The 18,788-nt window shown below is 62.9% G+C and carries 17 protein-coding genes, 1 tRNA gene and 2 pseudogenes; 18 read left to right on the top strand and 2 right to left on the bottom strand.

Annotation, left to right across the window (positions count from 1 at the left end; genetic code table 11):
* The 9 genes and pseudogenes from VLY20_13095 to VLY20_13055 form a co-directional block, all read left to right on the top strand.
* Positions 1–551 (top strand): outer membrane beta-barrel protein (locus tag VLY20_13095; protein ID HUK57579.1); only part of this gene is annotated, 551 nt, incomplete at its 5' end.
* Between the two features lie 123 nt (positions 552–674).
* Positions 675–1,856: an NnrS family protein gene (locus VLY20_13090; GenBank protein HUK57578.1), complete on the top strand. Its 1,182-nt coding sequence runs from the start codon at positions 675–677 to the stop codon at positions 1,854–1,856.
* A gap of 85 nt (positions 1,857–1,941) precedes the next feature.
* Positions 1,942–2,358 (top strand): choice-of-anchor X domain-containing protein, encoded by a 417-nt coding sequence (locus tag VLY20_13085; GenBank protein HUK57577.1) that lies wholly within the window; start codon positions 1,942–1,944, stop codon positions 2,356–2,358.
* A gap of 42 nt (positions 2,359–2,400) precedes the next feature.
* Positions 2,401–3,033 (top strand): annotated as a pseudogene (locus VLY20_13080) (PD-(D/E)XK nuclease family protein).
* Between the two features lie 69 nt (positions 3,034–3,102).
* A pseudogene (locus VLY20_13075) lies at positions 3,103–3,210 on the top strand (topoisomerase DNA-binding C4 zinc finger domain-containing protein).
* Positions 3,211–3,279: 69 nt separating this feature from the next.
* The gene (locus VLY20_13070; GenBank protein HUK57576.1) at positions 3,280–4,287 is read left to right on the top strand and encodes a YncE family protein; all 1,008 of its coding nucleotides are present in this window, start codon (positions 3,280–3,282) and stop codon (positions 4,285–4,287) included.
* Between the two features lie 58 nt (positions 4,288–4,345).
* The gene (locus VLY20_13065; GenBank protein HUK57575.1) at positions 4,346–5,461 is read left to right on the top strand and encodes a hypothetical protein; all 1,116 of its coding nucleotides are present in this window, start codon (positions 4,346–4,348) and stop codon (positions 5,459–5,461) included.
* Positions 5,462–5,552: 91 nt separating this feature from the next.
* Positions 5,553–6,242 carry a DUF429 domain-containing protein gene (locus tag VLY20_13060; GenBank protein HUK57574.1) on the top strand — a complete coding sequence of 230 codons (690 nt, stop codon included), beginning with the start codon at positions 5,553–5,555 and terminating at the stop codon, positions 6,240–6,242.
* Positions 6,243–6,289: 47 nt separating this feature from the next.
* Positions 6,290–6,658 carry a VOC family protein gene (locus tag VLY20_13055; protein HUK57573.1) on the top strand — a complete coding sequence of 123 codons (369 nt, stop codon included), beginning with the start codon at positions 6,290–6,292 and terminating at the stop codon, positions 6,656–6,658.
* A gap of 24 nt (positions 6,659–6,682) precedes the next feature.
* Here the strand turns inward: VLY20_13055 and mtnA are convergent, their stop codons facing one another.
* Positions 6,683–7,726, bottom strand: coding sequence for an S-methyl-5-thioribose-1-phosphate isomerase (gene mtnA / locus VLY20_13050; GenBank protein ID HUK57572.1), 1,044 nt, complete (start codon positions 7,724–7,726; stop codon positions 6,683–6,685).
* Between the two features lie 193 nt (positions 7,727–7,919).
* On the opposite strand from mtnA, the gene ald reads away from it, so the two are divergent.
* From ald to glgA, 9 genes are all read left to right on the top strand, one after another.
* Complete coding sequence (gene ald / locus VLY20_13045) at positions 7,920–9,029, top strand: alanine dehydrogenase (protein HUK57571.1); 1,110 nt, start codon at positions 7,920–7,922, stop codon at positions 9,027–9,029.
* 69 nt (positions 9,030–9,098) lie between these two features.
* Positions 9,099–9,175: transfer RNA gene (locus VLY20_13040), tRNA-Pro, on the top strand.
* Between the two features lie 61 nt (positions 9,176–9,236).
* Entirely contained in the window at positions 9,237–9,518 is a 282-nt protein-coding gene (locus VLY20_13035) for an acylphosphatase (protein ID HUK57570.1), read from the top strand.
* A gap of 51 nt (positions 9,519–9,569) precedes the next feature.
* Positions 9,570–10,520 (top strand): sigma-70 family RNA polymerase sigma factor, encoded by a 951-nt coding sequence (locus VLY20_13030; GenBank protein HUK57569.1) that lies wholly within the window; start codon positions 9,570–9,572, stop codon positions 10,518–10,520.
* Positions 10,520–11,068: an adenine phosphoribosyltransferase gene (locus tag VLY20_13025; protein ID HUK57568.1), complete on the top strand. Its 549-nt coding sequence runs from the start codon at positions 10,520–10,522 to the stop codon at positions 11,066–11,068. Before VLY20_13030 ends, VLY20_13025 begins: the two co-directional genes overlap by 1 nt.
* Before the next feature lie 63 nt (positions 11,069–11,131).
* A complete protein-coding gene (locus tag VLY20_13020; GenBank protein ID HUK57567.1) occupies positions 11,132–13,303 on the top strand; it encodes a glycoside hydrolase family 57 protein in 2,172 nt (723 codons plus the stop codon).
* On the top strand, positions 13,303–15,474 hold the full coding sequence (locus tag VLY20_13015) for an alpha-amylase/4-alpha-glucanotransferase domain-containing protein (protein HUK57566.1): 2,172 nt from the start codon (positions 13,303–13,305) through the stop codon (positions 15,472–15,474). Before VLY20_13020 ends, VLY20_13015 begins: the two co-directional genes overlap by 1 nt.
* An 84-nt stretch (positions 15,475–15,558) precedes the next feature.
* Positions 15,559–16,575: a galactose-1-phosphate uridylyltransferase gene (gene galT / locus VLY20_13010; GenBank protein HUK57565.1), complete on the top strand. Its 1,017-nt coding sequence runs from the start codon at positions 15,559–15,561 to the stop codon at positions 16,573–16,575.
* A complete protein-coding gene (glgA, locus tag VLY20_13005; GenBank protein HUK57564.1) occupies positions 16,575–18,089 on the top strand; it encodes a glycogen synthase GlgA in 1,515 nt (504 codons plus the stop codon). Before galT ends, glgA begins: the two co-directional genes overlap by 1 nt.
* Before the next feature lie 93 nt (positions 18,090–18,182).
* Here glgA and VLY20_13000 read toward each other — a convergent pair.
* A partial coding sequence (locus VLY20_13000) for a transposase (protein ID HUK57563.1) occupies positions 18,183–18,788 on the bottom strand: 606 nt, incomplete at its 5' end.

Below are 18,788 nucleotides of genomic sequence, written 5' to 3'. Positions count from 1 at the left end.
CCGGGCTTTTTGCGACGCTGGTCCTGTGCGGCCCGGCGGCGGCGGATGAAGCGAAGCCTTATCTCGGATTTCAGCTGATGAATATTGATTTTCAGAAGGGCCTGTCCGGTTCGGGGGCGGGTTTTGCGATTCTCGGCGGATACGCGGGCGGAGGCCCGCTTTCCGCGCCGCTGCAACTGGGCTACGGCTCGTCGAAGAACTACATCGTGAATCCCGGGCTCGATTACGCGTTCTGGCGGCCCGGGCCGAACCGGATTTATCTCCACGGGGGATACGGCTGGTACGGGGACGAGGTCAAGTATTCCTTCGGCGACGTGGGGCTTCGCGGCCGCGGTCCGGACGTCGGACTCGGCGTCGACCATGAGGCGAATCCGCGCGGCACGATGGGCCTGGGCGTGGTCTGCCGCTTCATTCGGTTCAATCAGTCGGACGATGCCCGCATCAGCGGCGATGTCAACGCGCGGCAGATCGAGGTCTATTTCCGGTGGAAATGGTTCCTGAATCGCCAAAGCGCCGCTTCCGACGCTCCGGTAAAACCGTCCGAACCATGAAGACATTCGGCTCCGGCCCCGCGCTCAGAGTACAATTATTCCTGACGGAGGGCCGACCCAGCCCTTGCCCCGTGCGTCGTGGATGAAGAACCGTAAGGCGTGAAGGGTGAGGCGGAGATAGAAGTGATCAACATCGAGAACCGGAAGGTCGCGGGGAAGTTTGCGTTTCTTGATCTTGGATTCCGCCCGTTTTTCCTGGGCGCGGCGGGGTTTGCGGTTTTATCGATCCTGGTCTGGATGGGTGTTTTTGTTTTCGGCTGGAAAATCCGGTTCAACGGGCTGTCGCCCGTGACGTGGCATGCGCACGAAATGATCTACGGATACGGCCTGGCGGTCGTTGCCGGATTTCTGCTGACCGCGGTTAGGAATTGGACGGATATCCCGACGCTCAACGGTGTCCCGCTCCTCCTTCTGTTTCTCCTCTGGACGGCGGGTCGGATCGTCCCCTTTCTCGGAGGCGTGGCGCCCATTGGGCTCGCGGCCGTTTCCGACAGCCTGTTCATTGTTTTTCTCCTATTGAGCACGGCCCGGCCTGTTTTGAAGACGAGACAACGGGAGCATTGGGGTATTCTCCTGATATTGGCCCTGATGCTTGCCGGCAATTTGACCTTCTATTTAGGCGCGCTCCGTGTCCTGCCGGACGGCGTGTCCTGGGGGTTGTACTCCGGACTTTATCTGATTTTGGCTCTCATTTTTACGATGGCGAGGAGGGTCATCCCGACCTTTATCGAGAGAGGCGTGGGCTACCCCGTTCAACTGAAGAATTGGAAATGGCTCGATGTTTCCAGCCTGCTCCTATTCCTTGTGTTCTGGATCGCCGATCTCCTGATGCCCAATCAGGCGCCCGTGGCCCTGCTGGCCGGGATTTTATTTGTTCTTCATGGGGCGAGGCTCGCAGCGTGGCATACGCACGGGCTGTGGAAAAAACCGTTGTTATGGGTCCTGTATCTCGCGTACGGGTCGCTGGTCGCCGGTTTTGCGCTCAAGGCCGCCGTCTTCGTTTTTAATGTTTCCCCGTATCTGGCGCTGCACGCCTTCACCGTCGGAGGCATCGGCCTGATGACGATCGGCATGATGGCGCGCGTTTCTCTCGGACACACGGGCCGAAATGTGTTGGATCCTCCGGCGGGATTGTCCCGGATGTTTGCCGTCCTGGCCGTCGCCGCGATCGTCCGGGTGCTTTTCCCTTTGATCGATCCGTTCCATTATGGGGTCTGGATTGGACTGTCTCAGGCGCTCTGGATCATTTCATTCGCTATGTTTCTTTTTGTGTATGCCCCCATGCTGATACAACTGGAGGTCTGAACAATTTGGGTCAGGGCACAATAAACAGTCGGTCCGTTCCGTACGACGGAAATTTTGAAACGATTCGCGATGAGGACATGATACAATGCGAAAGGTGACGGCCCTTGTTGCGGTTGCCCTGACGGCGATGTCCTGCTCTCTCGCGGCCGGGCAGGGTGCCGGCCCGGTGATCTTGGACCTTGCGGTCGATCCCTCCTCCGGCCCTCCCGGAACGGTTTATACGATCTCGGTCCGCATCGAGAGCCCGCGCGATCCGAAGGCGATCGTTCCGCTTCTGTACCAGGTGAGGGAAGGCGCGGAGAAGATCGAGGTCGCGATTCATGACGACGGTCTGGACGGCGACGCGGCAAAAGGGGACGGCCGTTATACGGGCCGAAGCGTCGTCCCGGACACGGCGGCGCAGAAGACGCATCGCTTCGAGGTCTTCATACGCGACAAAGCCGGGCGAAAGAGCAATGTCCTGGAATACCGTTTTACGGTATTAAAAGGCGCGGCGATTTAAACCCTTTCTCCGGGAAACGTTAGGGTTGAGCGCAGGTGGATCATGAACTACAGGCTGAGTCCTTCGGACCTCACGTTCCTTTATGACGGCTGCAAGCACTGCTTCGTTCGGAAGGTGAAGCACGGGATCTTCCAGCCTTCGATCCCCCTTCCCGCCATTTTCACCACGATCGCGGCCCTCCAGAAAGAGTTCTATTCGGGAAAGCGGACCGAGTCGATCTGCCCCGGCCCCCCGCCCGGCGTCGTTACCCACGGAGAGAAGCCCGTGCGCTCCAAGACCCTCGCATTCTCCGGCCTGGAGGGCACCTGCCACATCAGCGGCCGCTTCGACATCGCGGCCGAGCTCGACGACGGTTCCTACGCCGTCTTCGATTTTAAAACCGGCAGCCCGAACGACGAGAAGGCCGAGATGTACGGCCGGCAACTCCATGCCTACGCCCTGGCGCTTGAACATCCGGCCGAGGGCGCCCTGGCCCTCGGCCCCATCCGCAGCCTCGGACTCATCTACTTCACTCCCGACCGCTGCGCGCATCCCGGTCCTCTGCGTCAGGTTCTTGAGGGGAACATGCAGTGGATCGCGGTCCCTCGTGACGACGCCGCGTTCATGGGTTTCCTCGAGGGCGTCGTCCGCTTGCTCGACGGCCCGATGCCGCCCCCGGAGCCGTCCGCTTGCGATTGGTGCAAGTTCCTCACGTCGACCGGAAGTGAAACAGCCCCGGGCGCCAAAGACACGGCCGCCGGGGCGATGCCGGGCGCGCCCGCGTGCCCGCTTTGCAAGGGTCCCATGCGGCTCAAAACCGGAAAATTCGGCGAATTCTGGTCCTGCATGAATTTCCCAAGTTGCAAAGGCACCCGTAATCCGAAGTAAGGGAAGCAGATCCTGACTTCATGTCCGCCCTCGCGCGGAGGAGCGTAAGATAAAATGGCGTGCTTTTGGACAATCGGACTTTCGGCGGGCGCTGCCCTGGCCGTTTTATCATCGGCGGCTTCCCCCGATCCCTCCGGCGCGGAAAGCGCGTCGTCCCCGCGGCCCCAATCCATGATCTTATTCGAGGTTCCCCACACCGATTCCATCGCCGTGTTCGATTTCGAAACCCGCCGCGTCATCCGGCGGATCGATCTCGGATCGGGGCCGCCTCCCGGAGAAGGGACCCGGGAAGCACCCGCCGGACCATCGGGATACGGCGGACGCTACGTCTACTGGATCCGCCACGACGGCAATGACCTCGCCGTGATCGACACGACCGATTATCGGGTGGTGGGGCGGATCCCCTTGAGGGAGAAGGGACCCGGGAACGTCACGGTGGCGAGTGACGGACAGACGCTCTACATTCCGCATTACCAGGCGAAGGCGCTGACGATCTTCGACCTCAGGGAGAAAAAACAACGCGTGATCCCGCTGCCCGGCTACCCGGGCGATATCGCGATTGCGCCCCGAGGGGCCCTTCTGGTCACGAGCCGGGATTCGAACCAGTTGCTGGCGGTCGACGAAGCCACGGGCGAGGTTCGCGCGGTCGATGTCGGGCGCAACCCGGTCGGCGTGGCCGTGACCCCGGACGGATCGCAGGCCTACGTCTCTCATGACACCGAAGCCGCCGTCGAGGTGATCGACCTGACGGCGGTCCCTTTTCATGTCGTCCGGCGCATCCAGGTCAAGGGGGCCGGCGGATCGGCCGTGGCGGCTGGGCCGGATGGGAAGTATGTCTACGTGGCGCACTGCTGCGCGAACAGCTCCCTGACCGTGATCTCCGTTGAAAAGATGGCCGTGAAATGCGAGCTTTCCCTGGCGCCGGAGGGGCTGGACCCGGTCCGGATCGTCTTCTCGCCCGGCGGCGACGAAGCCTTTGTCCTCAACAGCGGTTCGATGAATATCTCATCCTTCCGCCCCCCGTGCGGCAAACCCGTTACGGAGAATCCGTTCGGGCGGTGAGGGCGGGGGATTTCCGGCCCCGCGCCGGCGGAAGAGATGGAGTATTGGGAGGAGTTGAATGATGCGTCGCACTATTTTCCTGACGGTTTTTTTTCTGATCACCCATGGCGTTCCGGCGGAAGCGGGGGAGCCGGCGTCAACCCCTCGGATGATCGCGTCGGGGGATGACCATGTCTGCGAGGTGACGTCGGACCGGAAGGCGGTTTGCTGGGGAAACAACCGTTACGGCCAGCTCGGAAACGGGACGACGGCGGATTCGGAGACTCCCGTGGAGGTTTCCGCTCTGTCCAATGTGGCGGTCCTTGCGGCGGGGGACGGTCATACCTGCGCGGCGTTGACGACGGGCCAGGTGAAATGTTGGGGGAGGAACGATCAGGCCCAGCTCGCCGATCTCACGAAACGTTCCTCCTCAAAACCGGTGCTGACGCCGGTCGGCCCGGCGATCCAGATCGCGGCCGGCCGCAACCATACCTGCGCGCTCCTGATCGACGGGGAGGTCGTCTGCTGGGGGGACAACCGGACGGGCCAGACCGGCGTGCAACGGCCGTCCCTGCCAAAGCCTTCCCTTCCGGTCGTCGTGCCGAACATCCTCCGGGCGGTCTCCACGGCCGCGGGGGCCGAGCATTCCTGCGCCGTGCAGGAGGACGGGCGGCTCCTCTGCTGGGGGGACAATCATTACGGTCAGCTCGGGCTCGGGAGTCAGGAGCAGCAGTCCTTCCCGCCCCGCCCCGTTCCGATCTCCGGGAAGGCGCGGGCGGTGGCGGCCGGGAGGCGGCATACCTGCGCGCTGCTCCGGGACGGAACGGTGGAATGCTGGGGCAAGGGCTTCGAAGGCCAGCTCGGAGACGGCCGGGGGAAGGATTCGCTCACGCCGGTCCGGGTGGTCGTTCCGGCCCCGGGCGGAGGGACGGTCCCGCTGGGCAAGGCCACCGGGATCACGGCCGGGAGCCGGCACACCTGCGCGTTGTTGGAAAGTCGCGAAGTCTTCTGCTGGGGAAGCAACTCGCTCGGCCAGTTGGGCGCCGTTAAGGACAAAACGGCCGCCTACCCGGTTTTTTCCGGACTGACCGGCGTCGTCGCCCTCAGCGCCGGAGGCCGGCATACCTGCGCGGTCCTTTCAAGCGGCGAGACGAAATGCCTGGGCCCGATTCAGGCTCCGCAAGTTCCGGAGTGAAAGGGAAGGGGCCGGGTCCGGGGGAATAGAGGCTCCGCTCCGTCCTCGCATGCGGCGGGCGGAATACAACAATCAAGGAGAGCGAATCACAATGAGACGTGTGATGGGAGTGGACGGGTTTCGCGGCGGGTGGGTCGGCGTGGAGGTCGAGGTTCAAAAGGGAGCGGACCGGATCTTTGAAACGAAGACGTTCCGTTCGTTCAAGGATCTTCTGGTGCTCGATCCGTTTCCGGACGTGATCGCGATCGACATCCCGATCGGCCTGCTGGGCGCCGAGTCTAAAGGGGGCCGGGCCTGCGACCGGCAGGCGCGGCGGCTCCTCGGCCCTCCCCGGTCGAGCAGCGTGTTTTCTCCGCCGGTCCGCGCGGCGCTCGGGGCGGCCGTCTATGAAGAAGCGAAGCGGCACGGCCTGACCCGCCAGGGGTTCGGGATCCTTCCCAAGGTCCGCGAGGTGGACGAGCAGATGACCCCCGAATTGCAAAAAAGGATTTTGGAGGTCCATCCCGAGCTGTCGTTCCGGGAGATGAACGGACGCTCCATGAGCCACAACAAGAAAGGCTCGCAGGGCCGGCTGGACCGGATTCAGGCGCTGGAAGACCGGCTTCCCGGTTTTTCCAGAAGCTATTTGGATGTCCGGCCGGAGGGCGTGGCCGCGGACGATCTTCTGGACGCGTTCGCCGCGGCCTGGACCGCGCTGCGGATCGTCGCGGGCGAGGCGGTTCGTTTTCCTTCCGACCCGCCGCGGGATCAAAAGGGTCTTCGGATGGAGATCTGGTATTAGCGGGACGGGCGATGGATAATACGAATTAAAACAAAAAGGAGGAAAAAATGGCCAAGGGGATTTCGGATTCGTGGGTGATGGCGGAATCGAAGGACATCAAGCGGTCGGTCGCGTTTTATTCAAAGCTTGGGTTCAAGCCCTCGATGCGGATGGCGTTCTATGCGGAGTTCAAGGTTCCGGGCGGGACGGTGCTCGGACTTCACTCGATGGGCGGAAAGAAGGGGAAGCGCGGCGGGAAGCCCAACGGAGGCTGGGGGATCATGCTCCGGGTGAAGGGCATCGAGAAGATGGCGGCCGGCCTCAAGCGGCGCGGGGTTCGCTTGAGCCCGGTCCGGACGGCGCCGGGCGGGGCGATGTTCTCGTCGTTTGCCGATCCGGACGGGAACCGGCTGACCCTCGTCCAGATGGGCCGTTGACGGACCGCTTCGCGGGCGGGCGGTTTAAGCCCGCTTCGCGCCGCCCAGCTTCCGTTTCAGCTCGCCGGGCTTGAAGATGCCCTCTTCGGTGATGATCCCGGTGATGTATTTCGCCGGCGTGACGTCGAAGGCCGGGTTGGCGGCCTCCACGTTGGCGGGCGCGATGCGGACCTTGCCGAACACGTTCGTCACCTCGTCCGGGTTCCGTTCCTCGATGGGAATGGCGTCCCCGGACGCGATTGAGAAATCGATCGTGGAGGTCGGCGCCGCGACGTAGAAGGGGATCCGGTGGGCCCTGGCCAGCACCGCGACGGAATAGGTGCCGATCTTGTTGGCGGTGTCCCCGTTGGCCGCGATCCGGTCGGCCCCGACGAGGCACAGACGGACCGCGCCTTTGTTCATGAAGGAGCCGGCCATGTTGTCCGTGATCAGCGTGGCCGGAATCTTGTTCTGCTGGAGCTCCCACATCGTGAGCCGCGCGCCCTGAAGGACCGGGCGGGTTTCGTCGACCAGGACCTTAACCCGCTTCCCGCTTTCCCACGCCGAGAAAACGACGCCCAGCGCGGTTCCGTGCCCCCCCGTGGCCAGCGCGCCGGTGTTGCAGTGGGTGAGGATCGTATCCCCATCGTGGATCAGCGCGGCGCCGTGCCGGCCCATCGCGACGTTCCGGCGGATGTCCTCCTCATGAATGGCCTTGGCTTCCTGGACCAGTCTGTTTTTAATCTCATCGACCGGCTTGTCCCGGTGGAGCAGAACGACCGCGTTCATGCGGTTCAAGGCCCAGAACAGGTTGACGGCCGTGGGGCGCGTCGCGGCGAGCGTGTCGTGGATCGGCTTGAGCTGGCGGACAAAGTCATCGTGGGAGCCGGCCCGGATCGCCTGGGCCCCGAGCGCGTAGCCCATCGCGGCCGCGACGCCGATGGCCGGGGCGCCGCGCACCCAGAGCTCCCGGATGCCCTTGGCGACGGTCTGGTGGTCGGGGCAGTCCACCCAGACCACCTCGTGCGGAAGGCGGGTTTGGTCCAGCATCCGGACGATGCCGTGATGCCATTCGATCGGTGAGAACATGAATCCATTGTAGTGAAAATCAAATTCTCGGTCAAGCGACCGGCGGCCGTTCGCTCGGGACGGCGGTCCCCCCGCCTTCGCTTGAGGCGCGGGGCATGATCTCGGCGGGTCCCGTCCTTCGGCAGCCCCATCCGTTGTCGAACGGTGTTTCATTGACATTTCATTTTTGACCTGATATTCTCAAAGCTCGCTTATGGTCATCGCGGTTCCGAAGGAAATCAAGGACAACGAGTATCGGGTTTCTCTGACGCCGGAAGCGGTCGGCGCGGTCGTCAAGGCCGGCCACCGGGTGCTGGTGGAACGCGGCGCCGGCGAAGGCAGCGGTTATCCGGACGAGGCCTACCGATCGGCGGGGGCGGACGTCCTGGAAAATCGCGCCCGATTGTTCGGCGAGGCCGAGCTGATCGTGAAGGTCAAGGAGCCTCTGGCGTCGGAATATCCCCTGCTTCAAAAGGGCCAGACGCTCTTTACCTTTCTCCACCTCGCGGCCGACCGCTCGTTGACCGACGCGCTGCTCGCACGCGACGTGATCGCGATCGGCTATGAGACGATCCAGCTGCCGGATGGATCGCTTCCGGTGCTGCGGCCGATGAGCGCGATCGCCGGACGGATGTCGGTTTTGATGGGCGCCTTCTACCTCCAGAAAATCCACGGGGGCAGCGGGGTGCTCCTGCCCGGCGTTCCGGGCGTGCCGCCGGCCCGCGTCGTGATCCTGGGCGCCGGTACGGTCGGGACCAACGCCGCGCAGATGGCGGTGGGGCTGGGCGCCCAGGTGACCCTGTTCCATCGCGAGACGGACCGCGTCCAGAACATGGAGGCGGCGGTCAACGGCAAGATCATCCTGCGGCTCTTGAAGCCGGACCTGATCGAGCAGGCGGTCTTAAGCGCGGACCTTACGGTCGGCGCGGTGCTGGTGACGGGAGCGAAGGCGCCCAAGCTGGTCGCCCGGCGCGTCGTGGCCGGGATGCGCCGCGGCTCGGTTCTCGTGGACGTCTCGATCGACCAGGGCGGATGCATCGAGACCTCCCGGCCGACCACGCATTCGGATCCGGTCTACGCGGTCGACGGCGTGATCCATTATTGCGTCGCCAACATGCCGGGGGCCTTTCCGCGGACGGGGACGTCGGCGCTCGTTCACGTGACCCTTCCGTATCTTTTGGAGCTTGCAGGGCGGGGCGTGTCGGAAGCCTGCCGGCGCGATGCGGCCTTGGCCAAGGGCGTCAACATTTATAAAGGAAAGGTCACGCATCCGGGCGTGGCCGAGGCGCATGGATTCAAATGCGGGATGCCGGGTGCTGGATGAAAGTGAATCCTCAGGAAGCGGTTTCGTTCACCGGCATCAAACCACTCTCATCAAGTCACCGGTTTATTTCGGGGCGTAGCGCAGCCCGGTAGCGCGCCAGCTTCGGGAGCTGGATGTCCGCGGTTCAAATCCGCGCGCCCCGACCATATTTGTTACGGATCGAATCCATCGGCGCGGATTTGGTCCCGACCATCTTTATCATTCTCAATGCCCATGAGTGCCGAGATACTTGTCAGCGGTCTTGTGCAAGGTGTATATTACCGGGCGTTCACACAGGAAGCGGCGCTTCGCCTGGGCCTGACCGGTTTCTGCCGCAATCTTCCGGACGGCCGCGTCGAGGTGCTTGCGGAGGGCGATCGGGCGGTGATCGAGATCCTGATCGATCAGCTCCGGAGCGGACCGCCGCGCGCCAGGGTCGAGGATGTCCAGGTCCGCTGGAAAGCGGCCGAGAAAAGCTTCAAAGATTTTTCGATCCGGTATCATTCGTAGCGGTTTTTCCATCGCCGCTTTGCAGCACGCTTTCGCCGAGGGGTTCCCGCCATGACCAGTTATTCCGACGACCACGAAAAGCCCGGTTCCCTGGACGAAGAGGCCGAGCCGGGCGAGGCCGCTTTGGAGGAGGCGGAGGAGAAGCTCGAAGCCGAGCCCGAGCCGGCCGAGACGATGGACGCCATCAAAAGCTACCTGAAGGAGATCCGCAAATCGGTCCTCCTGACCTTTGAGCAGGAACAGGACCTCGGAAAGCGGATACAGGAGCAGGGCGACGAGTCCGCCCGCCAGCAGATGATCGAGTCCAACCTCCGGCTGGTGGTCAGCATGGGCAAGCGCTACATCAACCGCGGGCTGCCCTTCTCGGACATCATCGAGGAGGGCAACATCGGGCTGATCCGGGCCGTCGAGAAATTCGATTACAAGCGGGGCTTTAAATTCAGCACCTACGCCTCCTGGTGGATCCGGCAGGCCATCGAACGGGCGATCATCAATCAGAGCAAGATGATCCGTCTCCCGGTGCACGTGGTCGAGAAGCTGAACCACTACATGGCCGTCTCGGAGCAATTGATGCAGGAGATGAATCACGTGCCCTCCGCGAAGGAAGTGGCCCGCCGGATGAAAGTCAAGGAGGATGAAATTATCGAAATCCAGCAGCTCATCCGGAAGACCTATTCGCTGGACAGCCCGATCGGGGGCCGGGAAGACACCTCGCTCAAGGATGTCATCGAGGACCGGTCGCAGATCCCGCCGTCGATCATGGCCATCGGCATCCGCAACCGTGAGGAGATCGAGAAATGGCTCGGGACGCTCAAGGACAACGAGCGCAAAGTGGTCACCTTGCGCTTCGGCCTGGCCGGCGAGATGTCGCACACCCTGGAGGAGATCGGGAATATTTTCGGCCTGACGCGGGAACGCGTGCGGCAGATCGAGCATTCGGCCATCACCAAGCTTCGCGCGATCATCGACCAGAAGACGATCAAACCGGAGGAGATCCTCTGATGGCGCCGGCGTCCCCCCGGCGCGACGGGAAGCTCAACGCGCTGAAATCGTCGATTCGCGAGATTCCGGACTTTCCCAAGAAGGGGATTCTCTTCTACGACATCACGACCCTGCTTAAGGACCCGAAGGCCTTCTCCACGATTCTGGAGGCGCTGGCCGAGTCCTACCGAAGCGCCGGCGTCCGGAAAGTGGCCGCGATCGAGGCCCGCGGGTTCATCTTCGGCGCGCCGCTGGCGCACCAGCTCGGGGCGGGGTTCGTGCCGATCCGCAAACCGGGAAAATTGCCGGCGGACGTGTACGAATCGACCTATTCCCTGGAGTACGGCCGCAACACGATCGCCGTGCACCGGGACGCGATTGCGCGGGGCGAGCGCGTACTGCTCGTGGACGACCTTCTGGCGACGGGCGGCACGATGGCGGCGGCGGTCGACCTGGTCCGGCAGCTGGGCGGCGAGATCTGCGGCCTGGCCTTTCTGGTGGAGCTCGTCGGGTTGAAGGGCCGCGACAAGTTCAAGGCGCACGACATTCTATCCCTGATCCAGTATTAAACCCTCCGCCTTCCCAGTATCCGCCTGTTTATGCTAAGATCATAATCTAATCGGAAGACGAGAATGGAACCGCTTAGGATCGCCTTTCTCTGGCATCACCACCAGCCCTTTTACAAGGACCCGCAGACCGGAGAATACACCCTCCCCTGGGTCCGGCTGCACGCCGTCAAGGCCTACCACGACATGGCGGCCGTGTTGAAGGATTTTCCGGAAATCCGAATCTCCGTGAACCTGGTCCCGTCGTTGCTCCTTCAGCTGGAGGAATACGAGGAAGGAAGGGCCAAGGACCTGTTTCTGGAGCGGACGCTCAAGCCGGCGACGGAGCTGGAGCCGGACGAGCAGCGCTTTCTTCTGCGCTACTTCTTCATGGCGAACTGGGAAACGATGGTGAAACCCTGGCCGCGGTATTACGAGTTGCTCGGCCGGCGCGGATGGCACTGGGACGACGACCGTCGGAACGCCGCCGCGCCGTTCAAACCGAAGGATTACCGGGACCTCCAGGTGCTCTTCAACCTGGCCTGGTTCGGGTTCAAGGCCGTCGAGGGATCGCCGGTTCTAAAGGAACTCCGGCGCAAGGGCAGGGACTTTACGGAAGAGGATAAGGCCGAGGTGATCCGGTGCCAGCAGGACGTGCTGCGTCGCGTCGTTCCGCTATACCGCGACCTGGAAGCCGCCGGTCAGATCGAATTGACCACCAGTCCGTTCTACCATCCCATCCTTCCGCTGCTCTACGACACCGATATCGCCCGGCGGTGCATGCCGCAGGCGACGCTGCCGGAGCGTTTCCAGGCGCCCGACGACGCCCGGGAGCAGATCCGGCGGGCGGTGGAGTTTCACGCCCGCCGGATCGGACGGAGGCCGCAGGGCTGCTGGCCGTCGGAAGGGTCGGTCTGTCCGGAGATCATCCCGCTGCTGGCCGAGGCCGGCCTCCGCTGGATGGCGACGGACGAGGAAGTTCTGCTGCAGTCGATGCCGACCCGGGACCGGGCCGAGGCGCTCTACCGGCCTTACCTTGCGGAGTCCGGCGGCCGGGAACTGGCGATCGTGTTCCGGGACAAGGATCTGTCCAATCTGATCGGCTTTACGATGGGGGGCATGGACCCCCGCGCGGCGGTCGACGACTTTTTCAGGCGGTTTCAGGCCATCAAGGACGCGACGGCCGACCAGGCCGCCGGCGCCCTGGTGACGATCATTCTGGACGGCGAAAATCCCTGGGAGAACTATCCCGAAAGCGGAAAATATTTTTTGAACGAGCTGTACGGGCGCCTGTCCGGGTCCGACCGTTTCCGGACGGTCCGCCTCACGGACGCGATCGAATCCCGGCCGCCGACGCGGCGGATCGGCCGGCTCTATTCCGGTTCGTGGATCCATCATGATTTCGACATCTGGATCGGATCCGAAGAGGAGAACCAGGCCTGGGACTACCTGAGCCGCGCGCGCCGTGCGCTCGAACCCCTCCTGAACGACGCCGCCGTTCCGGCGGCGCGTCGCGAGGCGGCGCGGGAGGCGATCTACGCGGCGGAGGGCAGCGACTGGTTCTGGTGGTACGGGGACGACTTCGCGAGCGCGCACGACGACGAGTTCGACCGGCTGTTCCGCAGTCACCTCGCCGGGGCCTTCCGGCATCTGGGCCAGGAGGTTCCGGAATACCTGTCCCGGTCCATCCTCCACCTCCATCCGGCCAAACACGCGACCGGGCCGGTGAATTTCATCCATCCGACCCTGGACGGAAAACGCACCACCTATTTTGAATGGGAAGGGGCGGGTTACTACGACGCGACGCGGCCCGGCATGCGGTTCGGGCCGGAGCGCCTGGTTTCGGCGATCCGCTACGGGTTCGATCTGACGCAGTGCTATCTGCGCATCGATCCGGCGGAAGGCTGGGGACCGGAGCAGCGGAAGCCGTGCGAGATCCAGGTCCATTTCTTCGACGGACCGGAGGAGTTTAAATGGATCGTCCCCTGCGTTTTTTCCGACCGCCCGCGGTTCGCCGTGCTCCGAAGCGCCGACGGAATTCGCTACGAGCCGCTGGGAGAGGTGACGACCCTGATGATGGGGCCCATCATCGAACTGGCCGTGCCCTTCGCTTTGCTCGGCTGGAAGCCCGGGAAACGGTATCATTTTATTGTCGAGATAAGGGAACAGGGGAACGTGGTCGAGACCTATCCCCCCAACGGGTACCTCACGCTGGACGTGCCCGACCAGGATTTTGAACAGGTGATGTGGAGCGTTTGATGAAACGGATCACCCTGCTGCTCGGGATGCACAATCACCAGCCGGTGGGAAACTTCGAGCAGGTGTTCCGGGAGGCCCACGACCGGTGCTACCGGCCGTTCATGGACCGGCTGGACGAGCATCCGTCCCTCCGGATCTCGCTGCATTTCAGCGGGCCCTTGCTGGACTGGATGGAGCGGCACGAGCCTGCATTTCTCGACGCGCTCCGAAAGCGGGTGGAGGAGGGCCGGGTGGAGCTCCTGACCGGCGGATACTACGAGCCCATCCTGGCCGCGATCCCGGCCCGGGACGCGGCGGGACAGATCGCGATGTTGACCCGTTACCTGAAGCGGCGCCTGGGGGCCGACGCCCGGGGGCTCTGGCTGACCGAGCGGGTCTGGGAGCCGTCGCTTCCCGGTCTGCTGGGCGCGAGCGGCGTGGCCTACACCCTGGTGGACGACACCCATTTTCAGTCGGTCGGTCTCAAGCCCGAAAGCCTGCACGGGTATTATCTGACCGAGCGCGAGGGGACCCCGCTTTCCATCTTCCCGATCAGCAAGCGGCTGCGCTATCTCATCCCCTTCCGTCCGCCGGAGGAGACGATCGATTATCTGGATCAATTGAGCCGGCGGGGCCCGGTCGGGATCACGTACGCCGACGACGGCGAGAAGTTCGGCCTCTGGCCGGGGACCTATCGCTGGGTGTACGATCAGGGCTGGCTCAAGCGCTTCTTCGGCCTTCTGGAACAAAACCAAGGCTGGATCACGACGACGACCTTCGGCGACTACCTGGGCCGGAACCCGCCGACCGGACGGATCTATCTGCCCACCGCGTCCTACGAAGAGATGATGGAATGGGCCCTGCCCGCCGAGGCGATCCTGGAACGGGAGGACCTTGTCCGGCGGCTGGAGGCCGCGGGCCTGGGCGAGGCGGCCCGGGGTTTCCTGCGCGGCGGCTTCTGGAATTATTTCCTCGTGAAATATCCCGAAATCAATTTGATGCACAAGAAGGCCCAGTACGTGAGCGACCGGATTTTTTCCAAGGAGACCCCGGGCCGGCCCGAGCCGAAACGCCTGGCCGAGGCCCGGGGCGAACTCTACCGGGCGCAGGGAAACGACGCCTACTGGCACGGTCTCTTCGGCGGGTATTATTTGAATTACCTGCGCCATGCCGTCCATCAGCACCTGATCCGGGCCGAGAACCTCCTCGACGCGCGTCCGGGCGCGACGCGCGTCCGTCTGACCGAGACGGACCTGGACCGGGACGGACATCCGGAGATCCTGGCGGAAACATCCCGGATGAATCTTTATCTCAAGCCCGCGGACGGCGCCACGGCGATCGAGATCGATTACCGCCCGAAGGCCGTCTGCCTGACGCATCTGCCCATGCGCCGGCCGGAGGCCTATCACCAAAAACTGAAGACGCCGGCCGGGGCCGCCGCCCCGTCGGCCGACGGCATCCCGTCCATCCACGATCTCGCCGTCGTGAAAGCCTCGGCCGCGAACCGGAAGCCGGTGTATGATCGCTATCCCCGATGGTCCTTCCGCGACCATCTCATCCGGTCCGACACGACGCCGGCCCGCTTTGAAGCCTCCCAATACGAGGATCTCGGCGGGTTTTCGGATCAGCCCTATGACACGGTCCGCACGGAGGCCGACGAAGAGAAGGCGCTTGTCTCGTTCCACCGCGACGGGACGGCGGGCGATCTGTCCCTGGCCGTCCGAAAAGAGTACACGCTTTGGGCGTCCGAGGCCCGGCTTGAGGTGAACTATGGTTTTCACGATCCAAGATCATCCGGGCGGCCACGGGGGGCCGCCCCTACAATCCATGTTCCTCCCGGTGATTTCTTTTGGGGCGTCGAGCTGAACCTGACGCTGCTGGCCGGGTCCGATCCGAAGCGGTATTACCGCTTTCCCGGAAAGATCGTGGAGGAGACGCAACTTCGCAGCGCGGGCGTCGTCGAGGAGGTGTCGGAGGTCCACCTGGTGGATGAATGGCAGGGGATCGAGATCCGGCTCGGGTTCACGCCGGCGGCGCGTGTGTGGCGGTTTCCGGTCGAGACGATCTCGCAGTCGGAGGAGGGGATGGAATCCAACTACCAGGGCTCCTGCGTCGTCGGATTCTGGCCGCTTTCGGCTCTGTTGCGGGACGGTCGGACAGGGCGCATCCAGTTGGAGATCGTCGACCGATGAACGAAGTCGTCGACGGTCGGGAGAGTCCCGACCCGCGTCGTCCATCATGAAAGACCGGGACGCAAACCCAAGGAGTTCACCGACATGCCTGAACTGAGAAAAGACCCGATTGTCGGCCGGTGGGTGATCATCGCCACCGAACGCGGCAAACGATCCAACGACTATCGCCCCGCGGCCCCCGCGGCGGGAGTCGAGCCCCGCTTCTGCGCCTTCTGTTCCGGCAACGAGGACAAGACGCCTCCCGAGATCCTGGCCTACCGCCCGGAGGGCTCGAAGCCGAACAGTCCCGGATGGAGGGTCCGGGTCATTCCGAACAAGTTTCCGGCCCTTCGCATCGAAGGCGGACTGAATCGTGAGGGCGAAGGGATTTACGACAAGATGAACGGGGTGGGGGCGCACGAGGTGATCATCGAGTCCCCGGATCACAAACAGACCCTGGCCACCCTGACGGCCAAGCAGGTCGAGGACGTCCTCTGGAGCTTTCGCGACCGGACCCTGGACTTAAAGCGGGACAAGCGGTTCCGGTTCATCCTGCTGTTCAAGAACTACGGCGAATCGGCCGGGGCCAGCGTCGAGCACAGCCATTCCCAGCTCATCGCGCTGCCCATCGTTCCCCGAAACGTGATCGAAGAGCTGCGGGGGGCGAAGGAGTACTACGACTTCAAGGAGCGCTGCATCTTTTGCGACATCATCCGGCAGGAGCTGGCTTCCAAGGTCCGTCTGGTCAGCGAGAACGACCAATATGTCTGCATCGCTCCGTACGCCGCCCGCTTTCCTTTCGAGAACTGGATCCTGCCCAAAATCCACAACCCGTATTTTGAGGATCCACAGAAGAACGATTTCGAAGCGCTCTCACGGATCCTGGGCGATGCCTTGAAGCGTCAGAACAAGGCCCTGAACACGCCTCCGTACAATTTCATCATTCACAGCGCGCCGTTCAATCAATCGTATCACGACGAGGATTACTATCACTGGCACATGGAGATCATGCCCCGCTTGACTCACCTGGCGGGCTTCGAGCGGGGGACGGGTTTCTACATCAACCCGACCCCGCCGGAAGAGGCCGCGAAATTCCTTCGGGAACTGGACTTGGAGGAATAGTGCGGATCCTCTATGCCGCATCGGAGGTCGTCCCCTTTGCCAAGACCGGCGGCCTGGCCGACGTGGCCGGCGCGCTTCCGGCGGCGCTGGCCCGGTCGGGGCACGAGGTCAAGGTCGTCATGCCCCGTTATGCCTCGGTGGATGAAAAACGGTGGGAACTTCGATCCCGCGGCGGGTTCACGGTCCGGCTGGCGGGGAAGGACTATCCCTTCATGCTTTGGGCCGCCGGTTTGCCCGAGAACCCCGTCGAGGTTTTGTTCCTATCGCACGAGGGTCTGTTCGGACGAGCGGGGCTGTACCAGGAAAAGGGGAAGGACTATCCCGACAATTTGGAACGCTTCGCGGCCTTTGGCCGGGCCGTGCTGGAAGTCCCGAAGCGGCTGAACTGGCCGCCCGACGTTCTGCACGGCAACGACTGGCAGACGGCGCTGCTCTTCGTCTACCGGCGCGTCTTTTATCTCTCCGATCCGCTTTACCGGAAAACCGGCGCGCTGTTCACGATCCACAACCTCGGCTACCAGGGGCTGTCTCCCGGCGGCGAGTTCGGCCGGCTGGGCCTTCCCGCCAAATATTTCACGCCCGACACGCTGGAGTTCTACGGCCAGGTGAACCCGATGAAGGCGGGGCTGTTGTTTGCCGACGTCCTCAACACGGTCAGCCCCACCTACAGCCGGGAAATCCAGACGCCCGAGTTCGGCTGCGGTCTGGAAGGGGTGCTCCAGGGCCGCCGGTCGGACCTCTTCGGAATCGTCAACGGCGTGGATGACCGGGAATGGGATCCGAGCCATGACGCGCATCTCCCTCAAACCTACGACGTCCGGAACCTGAAGGGGAAACGGATCTGCAAGGAAGCGCTGCAAAAGGAATGTCGTCTGCCCGTGAAGGACGTTCCGCTGATCGGGATGATCACCCGTCTCGCGTCTCAGAAGGGAATGGACCTGGTGCTCGAGGTGCTGGAGGAATTGATGCAGATCAATCTCCAGCTCGTCGTCCTCGGTTCCGGCGAGCCGGAGATTCAGCAGGCGCTCAAGCAGGCGATGCGCCGGCATCCCGAAAAGCTATCGGTGCATCTTGCTTTTGACGAGCCCCTGGCCCACCGGATCGAGGCCGGGTCGGACCTGTTTCTCATGCCCTCCCGGTATGAACCCTGCGGGCTGAACCAGATGTACAGCCTGCGGTACGGCACGGTTCCCCTGGTGCGGAAGACCGGCGGTCTGGCCGACACCGTCGTCGACGCGACGCCGTCGAACCTATCGGAGGGAAAGGCGGACGGGTTCGTGTTCGAGGCGGCGAATTCGCACGCGCTCCTCACCACGGTGCGGCTGGCCCTCAAACTGTTCCGGGAAAAGGATCTCTGGTACCGGATGATGCGGGCCGGAATGGCGGCCGACTTCTCCTGGGACCGCTCGGCCCGGGAATACGAGAAGCTCTACCGACTGGCCGTCGAGAAGGCCCGCCTGTCGGACGGGCAGGCCGCCGGCCCGGCGAAGCCAGACAAACCCGGTCCTGCATAGGTAGGGGCGGGATGCATTCCACCCGGTTTTTAGGGCGCCATGCATGGCGCCCCTACGTAAACATTGATGGTAGGGGCAATTCATGAATGGCCCTTACACGTCTGTTTTACTGTTCGGATTTTCCTCGTCTGTTTCCCAGTTCAATGGATTGTCACGGATATACTGTCGTATTCGATTTAATTCGTCCTCGGTACGGACAACATGCTCGTGGTAGTTGCGTTGCCAGGCAAAGTATGTCCGTGTTCTGTTTCTTATCTGCCGTGTTACTTCCGCCTTGAAATTCTGAACGACCACAGGTAGGGATGTCCGTTTAATTTTTGTAGGGGCGGGATGCGTCCCGCCCAGGTTCACTGCGTCATACACGGGGTCCTGGCCTGTTGGTGTTATTTGGGCAGGATAGATCCTGCCCCTACGTCCATCGGACAACCATATTATCCCGTGGACATGGTTTGGCATTACCACAAATTCATCTATCCGAACGATAGGATGGTGGTCAGGAATCGTGTCCCAAACCAGCCGGGCAATTTGCGCTAATCGTGAATCCTCAAAATACATTTCTTTCTTGTACGTGCATATCGTCACAAAATACGCGCCTGGCCGGGCGTAATCGAATCCCTTTAATCGAACGGAACGTCGGTGGTGAATGTCGGGGTTGAATTTCATGGATGATATGCATTGTAGGGGCGGGATGCATCCCGC

The organism is Nitrospiria bacterium (assembly GCA_035517655.1).
Taxonomy (GTDB): Bacteria; Nitrospirota; Nitrospiria; order JACQBZ01; family JACQBZ01; genus JACQBZ01.
This window is presented reverse-complemented; position numbering and strand designations above follow the sequence as displayed.

Excerpts from the sequence above, each read along its gene's own strand:
- VLY20_13070 (HUK57576.1), top strand. The coding sequence starts at position 3,280 with ATGGCGTGCTTTTGGACAATCGGACTTTCGGCGGGCGCTGCCCTGGCC.
- VLY20_13030 (HUK57569.1), top strand. The coding sequence starts at position 9,570 with ATGACCAGTTATTCCGACGACCACGAAAAGCCCGGTTCCCTGGACGAA.
- VLY20_13085 (HUK57577.1), top strand. The coding sequence starts at position 1,942 with ATGCGAAAGGTGACGGCCCTTGTTGCGGTTGCCCTGACGGCGATGTCC.
- VLY20_13020 (HUK57567.1), top strand. The coding sequence starts at position 11,132 with ATGGAACCGCTTAGGATCGCCTTTCTCTGGCATCACCACCAGCCCTTT.
- VLY20_13060 (HUK57574.1), top strand. The coding sequence starts at position 5,553 with ATGAGACGTGTGATGGGAGTGGACGGGTTTCGCGGCGGGTGGGTCGGC.
- VLY20_13055 (HUK57573.1), top strand. The coding sequence starts at position 6,290 with ATGGCCAAGGGGATTTCGGATTCGTGGGTGATGGCGGAATCGAAGGAC.
- ald (HUK57571.1), top strand. The coding sequence starts at position 7,920 with ATGGTCATCGCGGTTCCGAAGGAAATCAAGGACAACGAGTATCGGGTT.
- VLY20_13065 (HUK57575.1), top strand. The coding sequence starts at position 4,346 with ATGATGCGTCGCACTATTTTCCTGACGGTTTTTTTTCTGATCACCCAT.
- mtnA (HUK57572.1), bottom strand. The coding sequence starts at position 7,726 with ATGTTCTCACCGATCGAATGGCATCACGGCATCGTCCGGATGCTGGAC.
- VLY20_13025 (HUK57568.1), top strand. The coding sequence starts at position 10,520 with ATGGCGCCGGCGTCCCCCCGGCGCGACGGGAAGCTCAACGCGCTGAAA.
- VLY20_13035 (HUK57570.1), top strand. The coding sequence starts at position 9,237 with ATGCCCATGAGTGCCGAGATACTTGTCAGCGGTCTTGTGCAAGGTGTA.
- VLY20_13015 (HUK57566.1), top strand. The coding sequence starts at position 13,303 with ATGAAACGGATCACCCTGCTGCTCGGGATGCACAATCACCAGCCGGTG.
- galT (HUK57565.1), top strand. The coding sequence starts at position 15,559 with ATGCCTGAACTGAGAAAAGACCCGATTGTCGGCCGGTGGGTGATCATC.